Source organism: Xanthobacter sp. 126, assembly GCF_000526175.1.
GTDB classification, from domain to species: domain Bacteria; phylum Pseudomonadota; class Alphaproteobacteria; order Rhizobiales; family Xanthobacteraceae; genus Xanthobacter; species Xanthobacter aminoxidans.
The window spans coordinates 532091-551427 of the sequence record NZ_JAFO01000001.1 but is presented as its reverse complement, the minus strand read 5'-3'; the positions used below and the strand labels follow the sequence as shown (position 1 = coordinate 551427).

Genomic DNA, 19337 nt, shown 5'->3' with positions numbered 1-19337 from the left:
TAGAAAGAGGCCGGATGTCGAACGCGCTCCGGATCGCGCACGGAGCCTTCGGGCGGGTCGCCCTTCTGGACATGGACCGCCCGCTGGTGCGCCATGCGCATCCGCACTGCCACGTCCTCCTCAAGGTCGAGGGCGCGGACACGCAATTCGCGGTCGGCGAGGGGCTCGTTCCCCTCACCGACCGTTCGTGCGTTCTGGTGAACGGCTGGGAGCCCCATGCCTATGTGCATGATCCGAGCCGGCCGAAGACCATCATCCTCGCCCTCTACATCGAACCGGAGTGGCTGAAGACCTTCCGCCCCGGCTGGGTCGCCTCGGGCGGCGCCGGCTTCTTCGCGCAGCCGGGCGGCGAGGTGTCGCCGCGCATCCACCGCCTCACCCACGATCTCGCCGCCGCCATGATGGCCGAGCCCGATGCCAAGGCGGTGCACGAGGCGCTGCTGGCGGACCTTATGATCGCCGTGGTGGAGCGTTTCACCCCCTGGCGCAGCTTCTCCATCCGCGCTTTGGACGGCCAGCGCCGCATGGACTGGCGCATCCGCCGCGTGGTGGACGGCATGCGCGCCAACCTCGCCGAGGAGGTGGATACGTCGACGCTGGCGAAGGAGGCGGGGCTCTCCCGCGCGCACTTCTTTCGCCTGTTCGAGGCCTCGACCAACGTGCCGCCGCGCATCTATCTCAACGTCATGCGAGTGGAGGCGGCGGTGGCCGCCGTGACCGCCGAGGATGGCAGTTTCACCCATATCGGCGAACGCCTCGGCTTTGCCGCGCCCTCCCACTTCACCCGCTTCTTCCGCGACCATACCGGCGTGACGCCGAGCGAATTCCGCGCCATCTCCCGCATCGCAATGTGACGCCGGGGCATCGCGGAAAGTGCATGCCCGCGCTCGATTTTAAGGCGCGGCGCCCGACCGATTTCCCACCGCAGCGCACAACGGCAAATGAGACTCCTCGGTAAAAGCTGAGACGGCTCGGCATGGTCCGCGCCGCCCTGTCCCTGCACCTTCCCGCCAACCAAAGCCGCCGCACCTGCGGGGCAAGAAGGGAAGCGCCGGGGATGCTGGAGACGCCGCACGACAAGGCGGGAGAATGGGTCGGCCGCGCCATCGAGCGCGTGGAGGATGCCGCCCTTCTCACCGGCGGCGGCCGCTATCTGGACGATCTGGGCACAAAGCCCGGCACGCTCCACATGGCCATCCTGCGGGCGCCCCACGCCCATGCCGACATCGTTGCCATCGACACCGCCGCCGCCAAGGCGCTGCCCGGCGTTTCCGCCGTGCTCACCGGCGCGGACGTGGCGCAGCTCACCACCTCCCTCGTGGTGGGGGTGAAGGCGCCGGTGGAATGCTGGCCCATGGCGGTGGACCGGGTGCGCTTCGTCGGCGAGCCGGTGGCCCTCGTGGTCGCACAGGACCGCTACGTGGCGGAGGATGCCCTCGACCTCATCGAGGTCAGCTACGAGATGCGCCCGGCGGTGGTGGACCCGCTCGCCGCCATGGAAGACGGCGCGCCGCTGCTGCATGACGGCTTCCCCCGCAACATCGCCTCCGACCGCACCTTCCGCTATGGCGACCCGGAACAGGCGTTCGCCGAGGCCGCGCACCGTATCGCCATCTCGGTGCGCTATCCGCGCAATTCGTGCACGCCCATCGAGACCTACGGGCTCGTGGCCGAATACGACCCGCACGAGGATGCCTATGACGTCCTCGCCAATTTCCAGGGCCCGTTTTCCATCCATGCGGTGATCTCGCGGGCGCTGAAGGTGCCGGGCAATCGCCTGCGCCTGCGCACGCCCCGCGACAGCGGCGGCTCGTTCGGCATCAAGCAGGGCATCTTCCCCTACATCGTCCTCGGCGCCGTTGCGGCGCGGGTGTCCGGCCGGCCGGTGAAGTGGATCGAGGACCGCCTTGAACATCTCATGGCCTCGGTCTCGGCCACCAACCGCGCCACCACGCTCACCGCCGCCGTAACGGCGGACGGGCGCATCACCGCCCTCGACTGGGATCAGGTAGAGGATTGCGGCGCCCATCTGCGGGCGCCCGAGCCGGCGACGCTCTACCGGATGCACGGCAACCTCACCGGCGCCTACGACATCCGCAACCTCACGGTCCGCAACCGCGTGGTGGTGACCAACAAGTGCCCCACCGGCCTCAACCGGGGCTTCGGCGGCCCGCAGGTCTATCTCGCCCTCGAACGGCTGGTGCAGCGTATCGCCGTGGAGTTGGGGCTCGATCCGCTGGAGGTGATCCGCCGCAACCTCGTGCCGGCGGACGCCTTCCCCTATCGCACCGCCTCCGGCGCGCTGCTCGATTCCGGGGACTACCAGAAGACGCTGGATCTCGGCCTTCAGGCCGGTGACCTCGCCGAGCTTCTGGCCCGGCGCGACAAGGCCCGCGCGGAGGGGCGAATCTACGGCATCGGCTATGCCGCCGTGGTGGAGCCCTCGGTCTCCAACATGGGCTATATCGCCACCGTCCTCACCCCGGCCGAGCGCCACAAGGCGGGGCCGAAGAACGGCGCGCAGGCCACCGCCACCATCACCATCGACCCGGTGGGCTCGGTGAGCGTGCACGTCGCCTCCGTGCCGCAGGGCCAGGGTCACCGCACCGTGCTCTCGCAGGTGGTGGCGGACGTGCTGGGGCTGAAGCCCTCCGACATCCGCGTGAATGCGGAGATGGACACGGCCAAGGACGCCTGGTCCATCGCCTCCGGCAACTACGCCAGCCGCTTCGCCGCCGCCGTAGCGGGGGCCGCGAAGCTGGCGGCGGACCGCATCGCCGTGCGCCTCGCCCGTGTCGCCGCCGCGCAATTGAACGTGCCGGCAGAGGACGTGATGTTCTCAGGCGGCAGGATCATGGCGCGCTCCAATCCGGCCAATGCCCTGCCCTTCTCCCGCGTCGCCGCGCTCTCCCACTGGGCGCCGGCGCAACTGCCGGAGGGGGTCGCGCCCACCATCCGCGAGACGGTGTTCTGGAGCCCGCCGGAACTCACCGCGGCGGACGCGGGCGACCATATCAATTCCTCCCTCTGCCACGGCTTCATCTTCGATTATTGCGGCATCGAGATCGACCGCGACACGGGCGAAATCCGCATCGACCGCTACGTGACCGCGCATGATTGCGGCACCATCCTCCACCCCGGCATGGTGGACGGCCAGATCCGCGGCGGCTTCGCCCATGCGCTCGGCGCCGCTTTGCTGGAGGAATACGCCTATGGGGACGACGGCAGCTTCCTGACCGGCACCTTCGCGGACTATCTCGTGCCCACCGCCATGGAGGTGCCCGAGCCGGTCATCGTCCATACTGAGACCCCCTCCCCCTTCACGCCGCTGGGCGCCAAGGGCGTGGGCGAGGGCAATTGCATGTCCACCCCCGCCTGCATCGCCAATGCGGTGGCGGATGCGCTGGGCATCACCGACGTGCGCCTGCCACTGGCGCCCTCCGCCGTCGCGGCGCTGATCCATGGCGCCGAGCCGCCGGCTCCTGCGGGTGCCCGTGCCATGGCGGCTCCGGCCCCCTCCGGCAAGGGCGAGCGGCTCATGCGCGGCGCCGGCAAGGCCCGCGTCTCGGCCGCCCCCGAGGCCGTGTGGGCCATGCTGCTGGACCCGGACACACTCGCCGCCATAATCCCCGGCGCCCACGACGTGCGCAAAGTCTCCGACACCAAGTTCACCGCCGACGTGACGCTGGGCATCGGTCCGGTGAAAGGCCGCTACAAAGCGCAGGTCGCGCTCTCCGATCTCGACCCGCCCAGGGCCGTAACCCTCTCCGGCAAAGTGGACGGAAACCTCGGCTTCGGCGGCGGCTCCGGCCGCATAACTCTGACGCCGGACGGCACGGGCGGGACGGAGCTGTCCTACACCTACGAGGCCTTTGTCGGCGGCAAGGTGGCGAGCGTCGGCGGGCGGCTGCTGGACGGCGCGGCCAAGGTCATCATCGGCCAGTTCTTCGCCGCCCTCGCCCGCAAGGCGGGCGGCGGGGCGGCAGAGGCCGGCCTCGTTTCGCGGCTCCTCGCCCGGCTCTCCACGCTTCTGGGGAGGGAAGCGCCATGAAGCCAGCGCCCTTCGATTACGTCCGCGCCGAGAGCGTGGACGAGGCCCTTGCCGTGCTGCGCGAGGAGGGCTCCGACGCCCGCATCCTCGCCGGCGGCATGTCCTTCATGGCCATGCTCAACATGCGCCTCGCCCGGCCCAAGGTGCTGGTGGACATCATGCGCGTCGCGCCCCTCGCCCGGATGGACGAGGAGACCGGCGCGCTGAAGATCGGCGCCGGCGTGCGGCAGGCACGGCTGCTGGCCTCCAACGGGCTGGGCCATGCCGCGCCGCTCATCGCCAAGGCCCTGCCCTTCACGGGCCACGCCCAGACCCGCAGCCGCGGCACCGTGTGCGGGTCCATCGCCCATGCGGACCCGAGTGCCGAGCTGCCGCTCTGTCTCGTGACACTGAAGGGCCATGTGCACCTCAGGAGCGCCAAAACGGCGCGCAAGGTGGCAGCCGACGACTTCTTCACCGGCATGATGGCGACAGCCAAGGCCGACGACGAGATGATCGAGGCGGTCTCCTTCCCCACGCCGCACGGAGAAGGCACCGCCTTCCGCGAGATCGCCCGCCGCCATGGGGATTTCGCCATCGTCGCCTGTGCGGCGCTGGTCTCGCACACAGGCATCCGCCTGGGCGTGGGCGGCGTCGCCGACATGCCGGTGGCGCGTGATTTTCCGCTGCTCGACGGCTCAGCGCTCGACGACGCGCTCAATGCCCTCGCGTGGGAGCTGGACGCCCGCGACGACGTGCACGCCACCGCCCGCTATCGCCGCGAGCTGGTGCGCCGCATCGGCCGCGCCACCATCGAGGAGGCCAAAGGATGCCGCGCCTGAGCGCCGCCGCGCGCCACACCGTGCGCTTTACCCTCAACGGCCACCCGGTGGCGGGGCAGGCCGCCCCGCGCACCCTGCTCTCCGATTTCCTGCGCCACGAGATCGGCGCCACCGGCACCCATGTGGGCTGCGAGCACGGCGTCTGCGGCGCCTGCACCGTGGATGTGGACGGGATGCTCACCCGCGCCTGCATGACACTCGCCGTGCAGGTGGAGGGAAGCGCCATCCGCACCGTGGAGGGCCTCGCCCCGGCGCCGGATCGCCTGTCCGTTCTTCAGGCCGCCTTCCGCCGCCACCACGCGCTGCAGTGCGGCTTCTGCACCGCCGGCATCCTCATGTCGCTCGACGTGTTCCTGAAGGCGGAGCCGGACCCGAGCGAGGCGGCGGTGCGCGATCTCCTCTCCGGCCATCTGTGCCGCTGCACCGGCTACACGCCCATCGTCCGCGCCGCGCTGGAAGCGGCGGCGGAGCTTCGCGACGTCCAAGGGAAAACCGCCCATGCTTGACCTCGGCACCAGCTTCCTCGCCAGCGTGGCGCGCGATCCGGGGGCCATCGCCATCGTGGACGGCGACCTGCGCCTCACCTACCGCGACTGGCTCGGCAGGATCGGCGCCGTGGTCGCAGCCTTCGACAAGCTGGGGCTGAAGCCCGGCGACCATCTGGTGAGCGTGCTGCAGAACCGGTTCGAGGCGGCGACCCTGCACTGGGCCTGCCAGTTCGCCGGCATCGTCATCACCCCCATCAACTGGCGCAGCAAGGCCGACGAGATCGACTTCGCGCTGGAGAATGCGGAGGCCAAAGCGCTGGTGTTCGAAGAGGTCTCCGCCGAAGCCGTCCGGGGCGCGACGCGCGCCGCTGGGCTGCTGACCATCGCCGTAGGCACGAGCATGGAAGGCGCCGTGCCCTTCGCCGCGCTTCTTGCGAACGCGGCGCCGGAGCCGCTGCCGCGGGCGGGCGCCGATGCCTGGTCCATCATGCTCTACACCTCCGGCACCACCTCCCGCCCCAAGGGCGTGCCCCGCCGCCACCGGGCGGAGCGGGCGGCGGGCATCGCCCATGTGGCGCAGAACCTCTATCGGCGGGGCGAGGTGACGCTGGGCGTCATGCCGCTCTACCACACCATGGGGGTGCGTTCGCTCCTCGCCATGTCGGTCATCGGCGGCACCTTCGTGTGCCTGCCGCGCTACGACACGAAAAGCGCGCTGGCGCTGATCGCGCGCGAGCGCGTCACCAATCTCTATCTGGTGCCGACGCTCTACCACGACCTCGTGCACGATCCCGCCTTCGCCACCACCGACGTGTCGAGCGTGCGCAAGCTGGGCTTCGCCGGCGCCTCCATGACCGATGGTCTTCTGAAAAAGCTCGATGCCGAGTTCAGGCCCGAGCTGTTCGTGAACCATTACGGTTCCTCGGAAATCTATACCTTCACCATCGACCAGAAGGCCATCCTCAAGCCCGGCTCGGCCGGCCGCGCGGGCATCAACCAGATGGTGCGCGTGGTGCGCCTCGGCGCCACCTCGGCCGACGAGATCGTGGCGGAGGGGGAGGAAGGCGAGATCATCGCCCTGCTGGCCGGGGATGAATCCTTCGAGGGCTACTGGCGCCGCCCCGAGGCCGATGCGAAGTCCCTGCGCGACGGCTGGTACTTCACCGGCGACACCGGCTTCCTCGACGCCGACGGCGACCTCTTCGTCACCGGCCGAGTGGACGACATGATCATCACCGGCGGCGAGAACGTCTCGCCCGTGGAGATCGAGAGCTGCCTGTCCCTTCACCCCGCCGTGTCCGAGGTGGCGGTGGTGGGCCTGCCCGACGAGAAGTGGGGCAAGATCGTCGTCGCCTTCGTCAAGCGCGCCGCGCTGGTGGATGCGGGCGAACTGGACGCCTGGTGCCGCACCTCGGGCCTCGCCAATTTCAAGCGCCCGCGCCGCTTCGTGTTCGTGGCCGACATCCCGAAATCCCCGGTGGGCAAGCTTCTGCGCCGCCAGCTCGTCGCCGGTGAATACGTGGCCGAGGCGGACACCGCCCACTCCGCCGCCTGACCTCTTCTTGCCAATTCACGTTCATCCAGAAGGAAATCCAAGATGGCCGTAGCCTACACCTTCGCCGATCCCCGCCTCGCCAAGCTGGACGGGTTCGGCGTGGAAATCGACGAAGCCAAACAGCGCGCCGACATCATCCTGAACCGCCCGCCCTTCAACATCGTCTCCATGCCCCAGCGCGACCAGCTGCGCCTCGTGTTCGAGAGGCTGGACGAGGACGATCGCGTGCGCGTCATCGTGGTGCGCGCGGTGGGCGAGCACTTCTCCTCCGGCGGCAACATCAAGGGCTTCATGGAGGCCTCGCCCGAGACCGTCTCCAAGCTCGCCTGGAACATCGCCGCCCCGTTCCGGGCGTCCAAGCCCGTCATCGCCGCCAACCGGGGCTTCTGCTTCGGCGTGGGCTTCGAGCTGTCGCTCGCCTGCGACTTCCGCATCGTGACCGACACCACTCAATATGCCCTGCCCGAGCAGAAGCTGGGCCAGATCCCCGGCTCGGGCGGCTCCGCGCGCCTGCAGATGATGGTGGGCATCACCCGCACCAAGGACATCGTGATGCGCTCCAAGCGCATCAACTCCCAACAGGCCCTCGACTGGGGCATCGCCACCGAGAAGGTCGCCGACGCGGATCTTGAGAAGGCCACCGACGCCCTCGTGGACGAACTCGTCGCCTTCTCGCCCATGGCCCAGCGCACGGCGAAGAAGCTGCTCAACGACACCGAGGATTCCCCGCTCTCCATCGCCATCGAGCTGGAAGGCCACTGTTACAGCCGCCTGCGGCAGTCGCACGACTTCAAGGAGGGCGTCGAGGCCTTCCACGAGAAACGCAAGCCCGACTTCAAGGGCTGCTGAACACACAAAACATGCCCTTCAGGGGCCGGGAGGAAACAACAATGTCCACTCAAGATATACCCGTCGCCCCTGCCGCCATGGCGGTGGGGAGCCGCCAGCGCAACAGCGCGATCATCGCATCCGTGCTCGGCTGGTCGCTCGATTTGTTCGACCTGTTCATCCTGCTCTATGTGGCGCCGGTGGTGGGGCAGTTGTTCTTCCCCTCCACCCATCCCACGTGGTCGCTGGCGGCGGTCTATGCCTCGTTCGCGGTGACGCTGCTGATGCGGCCCATCGGCTCGGCCCTGTTCGGCCATTATGCGGACGTGCACGGCCGCAAGGGCGCCATGCTGGTGGCCATCACCGGCGTCGGCCTCTCCACCGCCGCCTTCGGCCTGCTGCCCACCATACACCAGGTGGGCGCCATCGCCCCCGTCATCTTCCTGCTGCTGCGCCTCGTGCAGGGCGTGTTCGTGGGCGGCGTGGTGGCCTCTACCCACACCATCGGCACGGAATCGGTGCCGGCCAACTGGCGCGGCCTCATGTCCGGCCTCGTGGGCGGCGGCGGCGCGGGCATCGGTGCGCTGCTCGCCTCCATCGTCTTCCTCGTCACCTCCACTTTGTTCCCGGGCGAGGCCTTCGCCGAGACCGGCTGGCGGGTGATGTTCTTCTCCGGCCTGCTCTCCTCCTTCCTCGGCTGGTTCATCTTCAGGAATCTGGAAGAATCTCCCTACTGGAAGGAGATGCAGAAGCAGAAGGCGGCGAAGAAGGCCGCGGGCGCCGCAAGCCAGACGCCGCTCAAGGCCCTGTTCGCGAGCGGATACCGCAACGTGCTGCTGGTGAACCTGCTCATCACCATCGGCGGCGGCGCGGGCTATTACCTCACCTCCGGCTACATGCCGACCTTCCTGAAGCTCATCAACCAGCTGCCGAACCAGACCTCGTCCTACATCCTGATGGCCTGCTCGGTCTCTGCCCTCATCTCCGCGGTGCTGGTGGGCGCGCTCAGCGACATCATCGGCCGCAAGAAGACCTTCATGCTGGTGGGCGTCGCCGCCATCATCCTCCTGCCGACCTTCTATCTCGGCATGGCGAAGGCGACGGACATGTCCACCATCGTGCTCTATGCGCTGGGCATCGCCTTCATGGGCAATGCGGGCTACGCGCCGGTGCTGATCTTCCTCAACGAGCGCTTCCCCACCGCCATGCGCGCCTCGGGAACGGGCCTGTCGTGGAACATCGGCTTCGCCATCGGAGGCATGATGCCCACCTTCGTCTCGCTGGCGAGCGCGACGCCGTCGGACCTGCCCGTGTCGCTCTCCATCTTCGCCGTCGCGGTGTTCGCGCTTTACCTTGTGGGTACGCTCATCATCCCGGAAACCAAGGGCAATTTCCGCTAGGCTGAGCCTCCCTCAAACCAGAGAGTCGCGCGACCGGCGCGGCTCTCGCCCGCCCGGTCGTGCCGGGCAAGACGAGACACGGGCAGGACCATGGCGAATACGAAGACCTTGCGCTCCGGCGGCGAAATCCTGGTAGAGGCGCTGAAGATCCACGGTGTCGAACGCGTGTTCTGCGTGCCCGGCGAGAGCTTCCTCGCCGCCATCGACGCCCTCGGCGGGGCGGACCGGGCCATCCAGACCATCGTCACCCGCCACGAGGCCGGCGCCGCCAACATGGCGGAGGCCTACGGCAAGCTCACCGCGAAGCCCGGCATCTGCTTCGTCACCCGCGGCCCCGGCGCGAGCCATGCGGCCATCGGCGTCCACACCGCCGCGCAGGATTCCACGCCGATGATCCTGTTCGTCGGGCAGGTGGGCTCGCACATGCGCCAGCGCGAGGCGTGGCAGGAGGTGGACTATCCCGCCATGTTCGGCGGCATGGCCAAATGGGTGGTGGAGATCGACCGCCCCGAGCGCATCCCCGAGCTGGTCTCCCGCGCCTTCCACGTGGCGACCTCCGGCCGCCCCGGCCCGGTGGTGGTGGCGCTGCCCGAGGACGTGCTCGCCGACGACTGCGAGACGGGGGATGCGCAAGCCTATCGCCGCGTCGCCGCCCATCCCGGCGCCGAGGACATGGCGCGGCTCGCCGCCATGATCGGCGAGAGCGCACGGCCCCTCGTTCTGGTCGGGGGCGGCGGCTGGACGAAAGCCGCCTGCCGCGACTTCACGCATTTCGTGGAGGCGTTCGACCTGCCGGTGGCGGCGGGCTTCCGGCGTCAGGACATCCTCGACAACACTCACCCCAATTATATCGGCCATGCCGGCCTTGGTCCGAGCAAGGCGCTCGTCGCCCGCATCCGCAATGCCGACCTCATCATCGCGGTGGGCGGACGGCTCGGGGAGACGACGACCAACGGCTACACTTTGTTCGACCTGCCGCGCCCGGCGCAGCGCTTCGTGCATGTGCACGCGGACCCGAACGAGCTGGGCCGGGTCTATCAGGCGGACCTGCCCATCAATGCCGGAATGCCGGAGTTCGCCGCCGCCGCTGCGGCCCTCAAGCCCAAGGGCCCCACCGGCAGGCGCGCCCGCACACCGTGGAGCGACGAGGTGAAGGCCGCGCGCACCGCCTATGAAGCCGATCAGGTCCCCGGCCCCATGCCCGGCCGGCTCGACCTCGGCGCGGTGATGATGCATCTGCGCGACGTGCTGCCGAAGGACGCCATCCTCGCCAATGGCGCCGGCAACTATGCCATCTGGGTGCACAAGTTCCACCGCTACGGCGGCTTCCGCACCCAGCTCGCCCCCACCTCCGGCGCCATGGGCTACGGCCTGCCGGCGGCCATCTCGGCCAAGCTCCACCACCCCGCGCGCGAGGTGATCTGCTTCGCCGGCGACGGCTGCTTCCTCATGAGCGGACAGGAGCTCGCCACCGCCTGCCAGTACAAGGCCGGCGTGCTGGTGCTGGTGGTCAACAACAATATGTACGGCTCCATCCGCGCCCATCAGGAGCGAGAATATCCCGGCCGCGTCTACGCGACGACGCTGGAGAATCCGGACTTTCCGGCGCTCGCCCGCGCCTATGGCGCGTTCGGCGAGAAGGTGGAGGAGACGGCGGCCTTCGCCGATGCCTTCGCCCGCGCCCGCGCCTTCGCCGCCGAGCACAGGAAGCCGGCGCTCCTCGAACTCGTCATCGACCCCGAGGCCATCACCCCCTCGACCACGCTGACCGCCCTCCGCGAGGCGGCGCTGAAAGCGGGACACGGCTGATCTGAAAAGGCCGTCGCGGACGGCCGGGAGGACAAATGAACGCCATCGCCCCACTCGCGGCGCAGAATCTCATCGACGGCATCTGGCAAGGCGCGCTCTCCGGTGAGACCGCGCCGAGCTTCGATCCCGCCACCGGCGCCGTGCTCGGCCATTTCCCGGCGAGCGGGGCGGCGGACGCCGAGGCGGCCATCGCCGCCGCACGGCGGGCCTTCGAGCGGCCGGAGTGGTCGCAGGCCCCGCGCCTGCGGCAGATGGTGATGCTGCGCTGGGCAGACGCCATGGAGAGAAGGGCGGAAGACCTCGCCCGCCTGCTCACCGCCGAGAACGGCAAGCCCCTCGCCCAGTCGCGCGGGGAGATCGCGGGCTCCATCTCGGAAATCCGCTATTATGCGGGCATCACGCGCTACATCCCCGGCCATGTGTTCGAGGTGGAGCCGGGCGCCTTCTCGACGCTTCTGAAGGAGCCGGCGGGCGTCGCCGGCCTCATCATCCCGTGGAACGCGCCGGCCGTGCTGCTCATCCGCGCGCTCACCCCGGCGCTCGCCGCCGGCTGCACGGCGGTGGTGAAACCCGCGGCCCAGACCGCCCTCGTCACCGCCGAAATCCTGCGCACACTGGCGGAGGTGGAGGGCCTGCCGCGCGGCGTCCTCAACCTCGTCACCGAGACGGGGCACGACGTGGCGCGCACGCTGGTGTCCTCGCCGGAGGTGGATGTCATCTCCTTCACCGGCTCCAACGCCACCGGCGCGCGCATCATGGCCGATGCGGCGCCCACCATGAAGAAACTGTCGCTGGAGCTGGGCGGCAAGTCCTGCTGCCTCGTGTTCGAGGATGCGGACGTGGAGGCCGTGGCGCCGAAGCTCGCGGCGGCGGCCACCATCGTCGCCGGCCAGCAATGTACGGCGGCCCGGCGCATCCTCGTCCACGAGAGCCGCTTCAACGAGATGAAGGCGGCGCTGAAGGGCGCCCTCGCCAGCCTGAAGATCGCCCCCGGCGCGGCCGAGGGCAGCCAGATGGGCCCGCTCATCGATGAAGCCTCCCGCGCGCAGGTGGAGCGCAAGACGGAGGAGGCCATGGCGCTCGCCGACGAGGTGGTGCTCGCCGGCAGCCGGCCGGGCGGCGCGCTGGAGAAAGGCGCCTTCCTCTCCCCCACGCTGCTGGCCCACGCCGACACCGGCGCCTTCTTCGTGCAGGAGGAGATTTTCGGCCCGCTGGTGGTCATCGAGCGCTTCGCCGACGAGAAGGACGCCGTGACGCGCGCCAACCATACGGACTATGGCCTTTCCGCCAGCGTGTGGACCCGCGACGGCGCGCGGGCCATGCGGGTGGCGCGGGCGCTGCGCAACGGCACGGTGTGGATCAACGAACACAACAAGCTGTTCGCGGAAGCCGAGACCGGCGGCTACCGCCGGAGCGGCCTCGGCCGGCTGCATGGCTATGATGCGCTGATCGACTTCATGGAGATCAAGCACATCTATCAGGAGGCCGGGATGGTCTGATGCCCGCCCGCGCTCCCATTCCCGACATGCCGTTCTTCGACACGGTGATCGTGGGCGGCGGCTCCGCCGGCTGCGTCATGGCGAACCGGCTCTCGGCCGACCCCGCCCACAGCGTCCTGCTGATCGAGGCGGGGGAGGATACGCCCCCCGGCGCCGTGCCCGACGCCATCGCCGACAGCTACCCCATGGGCCTGTTCCACGGCGACCGCTTCGTCTGGCCCGGCCTCTCCGCCTTCACCGCCCACCGACCGGATGGCACGCGCGGGTCGCGCGCCTATGAGCAGGGCCGCGTCATGGGCGGCGGCTCCAGCATCAATGTTCAGTCCGCCAATCGCGGCCTGCCGCGCGACTATGACGAATGGGCTGCCCTCGGCGCCGCCGGCTGGGGCTGGGACGACGTGCTGCCCTTTTTCATCAAGCTTGAGCGCGATCTGGATTGCGACGGACCGCTGCACGGCAGGGATGGCCCCATCCCCATCCGCCGCATCCTGCCGCCCGGCTGGCCGCCCTTTGCCGAGGCCGCGACGTCGGCGTTCGCGGCGAGTGGGCTGCCGCGCCGGCTGGACCAGAACGGGGAGTTCGAGGACGGGGTGTTTCCGCCCGCCTTCAACAACGAGAACGACCGCCGTGTCTCCGCCGCCATCGGCTATCTCGACGCCGCCACCCGCGCCCGGCCGAACCTTGCGATCTGGCCGCGCACGCAGGTGCTGCGCCTCAGGATGGACGGCGCCCGTGCCGCCGGCGTCCAGGTGGAGCGGGACGGCGTCGTGACCGAGGTTGCCGCGGGCCGCGTGGTGGTGACGGCGGGGGCGTTGCAGACGCCGGCCATCCTCATGCGCGCCGGCATCGGCGACGGGGTGGCGCTGGCGGCGCTGGGGCTTCCGGTCGTCATCCACCGGCCCGCTGTGGGGCGGAACCTGCGCGACCATCCCACCCTCACCTTCTGCCAGTATCTGCCGGAGCGGCTGCGCCTGCCCATGTCCTATCGCCGGGCCAGCTTCGCCGCCCTGCGGTTCTCCTCCGGCGTGGACGGGGGCGAAGCCTCGGACCTCTACGCCACCGCCTCGGCACGGGCGGGCTGGCACGGTCTCGGCCGGCGGCTGGGGCTCTATTTCCTGTGGTGCAACCGGCCGAAGTCCAGCGGCTCCGTGCGCCTCGTCTCGGCCGATCCGCGCGCCTATCCGCAGGCCGACCTCAACCTGCTCGACGACCCCAGCGACCTCGCGCGGATGAAGGCGGGCGTGCGCACCCTCTTCTCCCTCCTCGTCTGCGAGGCGCTGAACCCGGATGCGGGAGATGTCTTTCCCGCCGCCTTCTCGCCCTTCGTGAAGCGCCTCAGCCGCGTGACCCGCACCAACGCGCTTCTCGCCGAGGCGCTGGGCGCGCTGCTCGACGTGCCGGCGGCGCTGCGCCAGACTGCGCTGAAGCGCTTCATGTCCGGCGGGGTGTCGCTGGCGGAGATCGTCGCGGACGAGGCGCGGCTGGAGGCGTTCGTGCGATCGAGCACCTTCGGCGTCTGGCACGCCAGCGGCACCTGCCGCCTCGGCGCGCCGGACGACCCTGAGGCGGTGCTCGATCCTTCCGGCCGGGTCATCGGCAGCGAGAACCTCTATGTGGCGGACGCCTCCGCCATGCCGCGCCTGCCCTCCGCCAACACCAACATCCCGGTGCTGATGATCGCCGAGAAGATCGCCGCCGGCCTCGCCCGCGCCTGATGCGGCGCGGGCAGCGGCACCTCAGCCCTTGGATTTGAGGTAGGCGACCATGCCGATCACGTCCTCGGCCACCAGCCGGCCGATGGGCCCGCTGGAATAGACGGCGTTCAGCACCCTGCCCTCCGGGTCCAGTAGGAAGCCGGTGGTCTGCAGATAATGGAGCTCCGCATTGGTGTAGGCCCCGAGCGTTTCGGCGACGGGCGCACCTAGGGTGCGAACGGCGCCGCGCCGGCGACCTCGGCGATGAGGGCGCGTAGCCAGCGCTGGCCGGCATGGCCGTGGGTGCGTTCGTGCCAGATGAGGCCCACCTCGAACCCCTCGGCAAGCCACGGTACATCGATCATCACCAGCCGCGCGGGCGGATCGCGCAGCAGGCGGCGAGGCACCAGCGCTACCAGGTCGCTCGCGGCGACGATCTCCGGAATGAACAGGAACGAGGCGGCCGACATCACGACTTTGCGCCGGTGGCCCAAAGCGGCGAGGCCCTCGTCCACGGGAGTGCGGAAATGGCCGCCGCTGGGCGACACGATCACGTGCTCCAGCTCGGCATAGGCTTCGATGGACAGTCCACGCCGCAGGCGCGGATGGCCGCGCCGGCCGATCAGCACATAGGTCTCCGCGAACAGGTGCTGCGCGCGCAGATGCGCCTGGGCCGGCTGGGGCGTGGTGAGCACGAGGTCGGTCTCGCCGGAGGCCAGCTGCTGCTCGATCAGATCGGGCATCAGATGACGCACCGCCACCCGCACGCCCGGTGCCCGCGCCCGCAGCGCCACCACCAGCGGCATCACGACCGCGGCCTGGATATAGTCCGAGCAGGCGATGGTGACGGTCAGGTCCGCCGTCGCAGGATCGAAGTCGCGGGCCTCCAGCGTGGCGCGCAACTGGTCCAGCGCGGCACGGAGCGGGCCGGCGAGTTCCAGCGCCTTGGCGGTGGGCGTCATGCCGCGCCGGGCCGGCACCAGCAGCGGATCGTCGAACAGGTCACGCAGGCGGGCGAGTTGTGCGCTCACCGCCGGTTGGCTGAGATGCAGCCGCGCCGCCGCCCGCGTCACGTTCCGCTCGGCGAGCAGCGCCTCCAGCGTGACCAGAAGGTTGAGGTCGAGGCGACTGGTATCCATCTTGATTATGCCAACTCAGAAGAGATGCGATTTCATAGATAGCACGACGCAACCTAGCTTCGAAGCGTCGCCCCCGCGCGGATCCGGCCGGCTCCGGCCGCAGCGGGCGCCTGGGAGTTTTCAGTCATGTCCAAGACAGTTCTCGTGGTCTTCGCTCATCCGGAGCCTGCCTCCGTCACCCGTCAGCTGGTGGACGTGACGGTGGAGACGCTCGCCGCCGAGGGCCACCGCATTCTCATGTCCGATCTCTACGGCATGCGCTGGAAGGCGGTGTTCGATGCCGACGACTTCCCGAGCCGCGCCAATCCGGAGCGGCTCTCCTTCGTCGCCGAATCGGGCCACGCTTATGCCACAGGCCGGCAGACGCCCGATGTGGTGGCGGAGCAGGACAAGCTCCTCGCCGCCGATGCCGTGATTCTGCAGTTTCCGCTCTGGTGGTATGGCGTCCCCGCCATCCTCAAGGGCTGGATCGAGCGCGTCTACGCCTTCGGCTTCGCCTATGGCTACAGCAACGGCACCAACGAGCACCGCTACGGCGAGGGCATCCTGAAGGGCAAGCGGGCGCTGGTGAACGTGCTGACGGGCGGCCCCGCCGCCGATTACGGCCCGCGCGGCATCAATGGCCCCATCGACCAGTTGCTGTTTCCCCTCACCCACGGCGCCCTGTTCTATCCGGGCATGGAGGTGCTGCCCGTCCACGCCGCCTACGGTGCGGGGCGCTTCACCAGCGCCGAGCAGGTGGAGGGGGCGAAGGCCGCCTGGCGACAGCGGCTCGGCGGGCTGTTCACGGACACGCCCATCCCCTTCCGCGCCCAGAACGGCGGCGATTTCCCCGACCGGCACACCATGGCCGACCATGTGGCGCCGGGCCGGACGGGGATCGTCGCCCATGTGGCGGAGACTGACGCCGGCTGACGCGGAGCGGGGCCGGCTTTTTCCCGCCCCGCCAGTCGTTCACGCTCGCAGACCGCGCAGAAGAATCGAACGGGACAAGCGTTGTCGGCCCGGCCTATAGTCGTTGAAGATGGGACGAACGGGCCGGGCCGGCCTGCATTGCCAAATGTTCCCGGTTTTTCTTTGCCGAATCTTCCCGTTTTCCCTGGCAGCGTTCCCTAGAAGACACACCTTGAAATCCTAAGAGGATTCTCAGCCGCGCGGCCGATTGACGGCACTTCGGGCGCGCTTATGGTTTCATCGTGGAAGAATTCTGGTGTGACGACCCACACGGTTCCCGGCGCCCGGCGCGGGTCATCGCGGCGACGTCACACCGCCAAAAAAACGGCCCCGGTCGGACGAGGGCTGAAAGGGGCGGGCGATGCACGGGGAGCGCGAGAGCGGGGCCTCACGGAGCGCACATTCGCAGCGGGTGGCTTCCCGCCGCGTTGCGCCCAGACACTCGACAGCCGGCAGGACGGCCTCGGCAGGCGCCTCGCGGCGCGCCATGGCCATCGCGCTCGGTCTTTCCGCCGCAGCCGTGCCGGTTGCGCTGCTGGCGGCCTTCCCGGCGCTCGCGCAGGAGCAGAATGATTCGTCCAGCACCCTCCAGCTCGGCACGGTGGAGGTGGTCGCCACCACCCCGCTCTCCGGCACCGGCATCGATGCCGACAAGGTGCCCGGCGCCGTCACCATCATCGGCGCCGACCAGTTCGATCGGCTGAACTCCTTCGCCGTAACCGACGGCCTGTTCCAGTACACGCCCAGCGCCAACACGTCCGACGTGCAGGGCAACGCCTTCTTCCAGGATTTCCGCTACCGCGGCTTCGCGGCCTCCCCGCTCCAGGGCACGCCGCAGGGCATCGCCGTCTACCAGAACGGCATCCGCCTCAACGAGGCCTTCGGCGACACGGTGAACTGGGACCTCATCCCCGAGGTCGCCATCAGCCGCGCCGAGGTGTTCTCCAACAATCCCGCCTTCGGCCTCAACGCGCTGGGCGGCGCCGTCTCCATCCAGATGAAGAACGGCTTCAATTATCACGGCTTCGAAGGCAGCATTCAGGGCGGGTCCTACGGGCAGATCGGCGGCAACATCCAGTATGGCGGCGAGAAGGACGGCTTCGGCGTCTACGTCGCGGCGGATGCCGTGCATTCCGACGGCTGGCGCCTGCAATCGCCGTCCGACCTCGCCCGCTTCTACGGCGACCTCGGCTGGAAGAACGACAAGACCGAAGTCCACCTCGTGGCCAGCGCAGCCACCACCAATCTCGGCGTGGTCGGCCCGACCCCGGTGGAGATGCTGAACCAGAACTGGAACTCCATCTACACCTGGCCGCAGACCACCGAGAACAACGTCGGCATGCTGGCCCTGAATGGCAAGTATGACCTTACCGATACCTGGCAATTGCAAGGCAACCTCTATGCCCGCAAGTTCAGCCAGTCGCACGTGGACGGCAACGACGCCGATCTGGAAGCCTGCTCCAACAAGTGGAATCCGGGCGTCGGCAACACCAAGATGTGCCTGGAGGAGGACCAGTTCAGCGGCCCGACCGGCGGCGGCAATCCGGTGACCAACCCCACCTATGCGGCATTCCGCAGCCAGATGGTCCTCTACGACCAGAATGGCAACACCATCCCCTTCACCGCCCTCGGCGCCAACCAGCTCTACGGCATCATCAACCGCACCTGGACCGACACCACCACCTATGGCGGCTCGGTGCAGGCCACCAGCACCGACAAGCTGATGGGCCATGACAATTACTTCGTCGTGGGCGCCAGCGTCGATTCCAGCGACATCAATTTCCGCTCCAATTCGGAGCTGGGCATCACCAACACCAACACCCTGCAGGTGGTGGGCACCGGCATCTACCTGAAGAACATTCCGGACTACTCCCTGCAGGACCAATATCAGGTCTTCTATCTGCCGGTGAACCTCAATGCGAGCACTCGTTATTACGGCCTCTACGCCACCAACGCCTTCGACATGACCGACCGGGCGACCCTGACCATGGGCGCGCGCCTCAACATCGCGCAGATATCCATGCAGGACGCCACCGGATCGAGCCCGCAGCTCAACGGCGACTACACCTTTGCCCGCATCAACCCACTCATCGGCCTCACCTACAAGCTCACGCCGGAAGCCACCCTTTATGGCGGCTATTCGGAATCCAACCGCGCCCCGACTCCGCTGGAGCTGAACTGCGCCGACCCCAACCGGCCATGCCTCTTGGAAAATTCGCTGGTGGCGGATCCGCCGCTCAACCAGGTGGTTTCCCACACCTACGAGGCGGGCCTGCGCGGCAACAGCATACTGTTCGGCGGCAAGGTGAACTGGAAGCTCGGCATCTATCGCGTAGACAGCGACGACGACATCGTCTCCCTCGCCAGCCAGCAGACCGGCTACGGCTATTACACCAACGTGCCCGCCACCCGTCGCGAGGGCTTCGAGGCGGAGATGCAATATGTGAACGGGCCGTGGAAGTTCTACGCCAACTACGCCTATCTGAACGCCACCTACCAGTTCACCGGCTATCTCGCCTCGCCCAACAACCCCTATGCCACCGACGGGCAGGTGCTGGTGACGCCGGGCGACACCATCCCCGGCATCCCCACGCAGACCCTCAAGCTCGGCCTCGACTACATGGTGACGCCGAAGTGGAAGCTGGGCGGCGATGTGATTGCCGTCTCCAGCCAGTATTATGTGGGCGACGACGCCAATCAGGCGCCTATGCTGCCCGGATACTGGGTGGCAAATCTCCACACGTCCTATCAGGTGACGGACAACATCCAGGTGTTCGGCTACATCAACAACCTGTTCAATGCCCGTTACGCCACCTACGGCACCTTCTTCGACACGGAATATCTCGGCCTCAACAATCCGCAGATGCAGTCGCCGGGCCAGCCCTTCTCCGCTTATGCGGGCCTGAAGGCGACCTTCTAACCGGCGGCGCGCCTGCTGGCGGCGGGCGTGCGCTTCATCTGCGTGATCGGGCGATCGGACGGGCGCGGGGGCTCTTCGATCGCCGCTCTCAGGGCGGACCCGGGGCGCATACCGGGTCCGCCCCCTGTCTCTCTCCTCGGGCGTTCTCCCCTTCAATGACCTCCGTCCACGCGCTACCT

At 68.8% G+C, this 19337-nt stretch carries 13 protein-coding genes; 12 read left to right on the top strand and 1 reads right to left on the bottom strand.

Annotated elements, in window-relative coordinates; all coding sequences use genetic code 11:
- Positions 1 to 14: 14 nt before the first annotated feature.
- From XAN126_RS0102510 to XAN126_RS0102465, 10 genes are all read left to right on the top strand, one after another.
- A complete protein-coding gene (locus XAN126_RS0102510) occupies positions 15 to 854 on the top strand; it encodes an AraC family transcriptional regulator (protein WP_024277026.1) in 840 nt (279 codons plus the stop codon).
- Positions 855 to 1057: 203 nt separating this feature from the next.
- A complete protein-coding gene (locus XAN126_RS0102505) occupies positions 1058 to 4051 on the top strand; it encodes a molybdopterin cofactor-binding domain-containing protein (RefSeq protein WP_024277025.1) in 2994 nt (997 codons plus the stop codon).
- Positions 4048 to 4872 (top strand): FAD binding domain-containing protein, encoded by an 825-nt coding sequence (locus XAN126_RS0102500; protein WP_024277024.1) that lies wholly within the window; start codon positions 4048 to 4050, stop codon positions 4870 to 4872. Before XAN126_RS0102505 ends, XAN126_RS0102500 begins: the two co-directional genes overlap by 4 nt.
- Positions 4860 to 5378, top strand: a complete 519-nt coding sequence (locus tag XAN126_RS0102495; RefSeq protein WP_024277023.1) for a (2Fe-2S)-binding protein — start codon at positions 4860 to 4862, stop codon at positions 5376 to 5378. Before XAN126_RS0102500 ends, XAN126_RS0102495 begins: the two co-directional genes overlap by 13 nt.
- On the top strand, positions 5371 to 6915 hold the full coding sequence (locus XAN126_RS0102490; protein ID WP_024277022.1) for an AMP-binding protein: 1545 nt from the start codon (positions 5371 to 5373) through the stop codon (positions 6913 to 6915). The genes XAN126_RS0102495 and XAN126_RS0102490 overlap by 8 nt, the downstream gene beginning before the upstream one ends.
- 42 nt (positions 6916 to 6957) lie before the next feature.
- Complete coding sequence (locus XAN126_RS0102485) at positions 6958 to 7764, top strand: enoyl-CoA hydratase-related protein (protein ID WP_024277021.1); 807 nt, start codon at positions 6958 to 6960, stop codon at positions 7762 to 7764.
- 41 nt (positions 7765 to 7805) lie between these two features.
- Entirely contained in the window at positions 7806 to 9143 is a 1338-nt protein-coding gene (locus XAN126_RS0102480) for an MFS transporter (RefSeq protein ID WP_024277020.1), read from the top strand.
- A 90-nt stretch (positions 9144 to 9233) separates the two neighbouring features.
- Positions 9234 to 10952, top strand: a complete 1719-nt coding sequence (locus tag XAN126_RS0102475; protein ID WP_024277019.1) for a thiamine pyrophosphate-binding protein — start codon at positions 9234 to 9236, stop codon at positions 10950 to 10952.
- Between the two features lie 35 nt (positions 10953 to 10987).
- On the top strand, positions 10988 to 12451 hold the full coding sequence (locus XAN126_RS0102470; RefSeq protein ID WP_029876617.1) for an aldehyde dehydrogenase family protein: 1464 nt from the start codon (positions 10988 to 10990) through the stop codon (positions 12449 to 12451).
- The gene (locus XAN126_RS0102465; RefSeq protein ID WP_245272200.1) at positions 12451 to 14166 is read left to right on the top strand and encodes a GMC oxidoreductase; all 1716 of its coding nucleotides are present in this window, start codon (positions 12451 to 12453) and stop codon (positions 14164 to 14166) included. The genes XAN126_RS0102470 and XAN126_RS0102465 overlap by 1 nt, the downstream gene beginning before the upstream one ends.
- Positions 14167 to 14372: 206 nt before the next feature.
- Here XAN126_RS0102465 and XAN126_RS0102455 read toward each other — a convergent pair whose 3' ends face one another.
- Positions 14373 to 15284, bottom strand: a complete 912-nt coding sequence (locus XAN126_RS0102455; protein WP_024277016.1) for a LysR family transcriptional regulator — start codon at positions 15282 to 15284, stop codon at positions 14373 to 14375.
- 126 nt (positions 15285 to 15410) lie between these two features.
- Here XAN126_RS0102455 and XAN126_RS0102450 point away from each other — a divergent pair, with 126 nt between their 5' ends.
- Positions 15411 to 16199: an NAD(P)H-dependent oxidoreductase gene (locus tag XAN126_RS0102450; protein WP_024277015.1), complete on the top strand. Its 789-nt coding sequence runs from the start codon at positions 15411 to 15413 to the stop codon at positions 16197 to 16199.
- A gap of 526 nt (positions 16200 to 16725) precedes the next feature.
- Positions 16726 to 19158 (top strand): TonB-dependent receptor, encoded by a 2433-nt coding sequence (locus XAN126_RS0102445; protein WP_024277014.1) that lies wholly within the window; start codon positions 16726 to 16728, stop codon positions 19156 to 19158.
- Positions 19159 to 19337 lie beyond the last annotated feature (179 nt).

Excerpts from the sequence above, each read along its gene's own strand:
- XAN126_RS0102510 (WP_024277026.1), top strand. The coding sequence starts at position 15 with ATGTCGAACGCGCTCCGGATCGCGCACGGAGCCTTCGGGCGGGTCGCC.
- XAN126_RS0102505 (WP_024277025.1), top strand. The coding sequence starts at position 1,058 with ATGCTGGAGACGCCGCACGACAAGGCGGGAGAATGGGTCGGCCGCGCC.
- XAN126_RS0102500 (WP_024277024.1), top strand. The coding sequence starts at position 4,048 with ATGAAGCCAGCGCCCTTCGATTACGTCCGCGCCGAGAGCGTGGACGAG.
- XAN126_RS0102495 (WP_024277023.1), top strand. The coding sequence starts at position 4,860 with ATGCCGCGCCTGAGCGCCGCCGCGCGCCACACCGTGCGCTTTACCCTC.
- XAN126_RS0102490 (WP_024277022.1), top strand. The coding sequence starts at position 5,371 with ATGCTTGACCTCGGCACCAGCTTCCTCGCCAGCGTGGCGCGCGATCCG.
- XAN126_RS0102485 (WP_024277021.1), top strand. The coding sequence starts at position 6,958 with ATGGCCGTAGCCTACACCTTCGCCGATCCCCGCCTCGCCAAGCTGGAC.
- XAN126_RS0102480 (WP_024277020.1), top strand. The coding sequence starts at position 7,806 with ATGTCCACTCAAGATATACCCGTCGCCCCTGCCGCCATGGCGGTGGGG.
- XAN126_RS0102475 (WP_024277019.1), top strand. The coding sequence starts at position 9,234 with ATGGCGAATACGAAGACCTTGCGCTCCGGCGGCGAAATCCTGGTAGAG.
- XAN126_RS0102470 (WP_029876617.1), top strand. The coding sequence starts at position 10,988 with ATGAACGCCATCGCCCCACTCGCGGCGCAGAATCTCATCGACGGCATC.
- XAN126_RS0102465 (WP_245272200.1), top strand. The coding sequence starts at position 12,451 with ATGCCCGCCCGCGCTCCCATTCCCGACATGCCGTTCTTCGACACGGTG.
- XAN126_RS0102455 (WP_024277016.1), bottom strand. The coding sequence starts at position 15,284 with ATGGATACCAGTCGCCTCGACCTCAACCTTCTGGTCACGCTGGAGGCG.
- XAN126_RS0102450 (WP_024277015.1), top strand. The coding sequence starts at position 15,411 with ATGTCCAAGACAGTTCTCGTGGTCTTCGCTCATCCGGAGCCTGCCTCC.
- XAN126_RS0102445 (WP_024277014.1), top strand. The coding sequence starts at position 16,726 with ATGGCCATCGCGCTCGGTCTTTCCGCCGCAGCCGTGCCGGTTGCGCTG.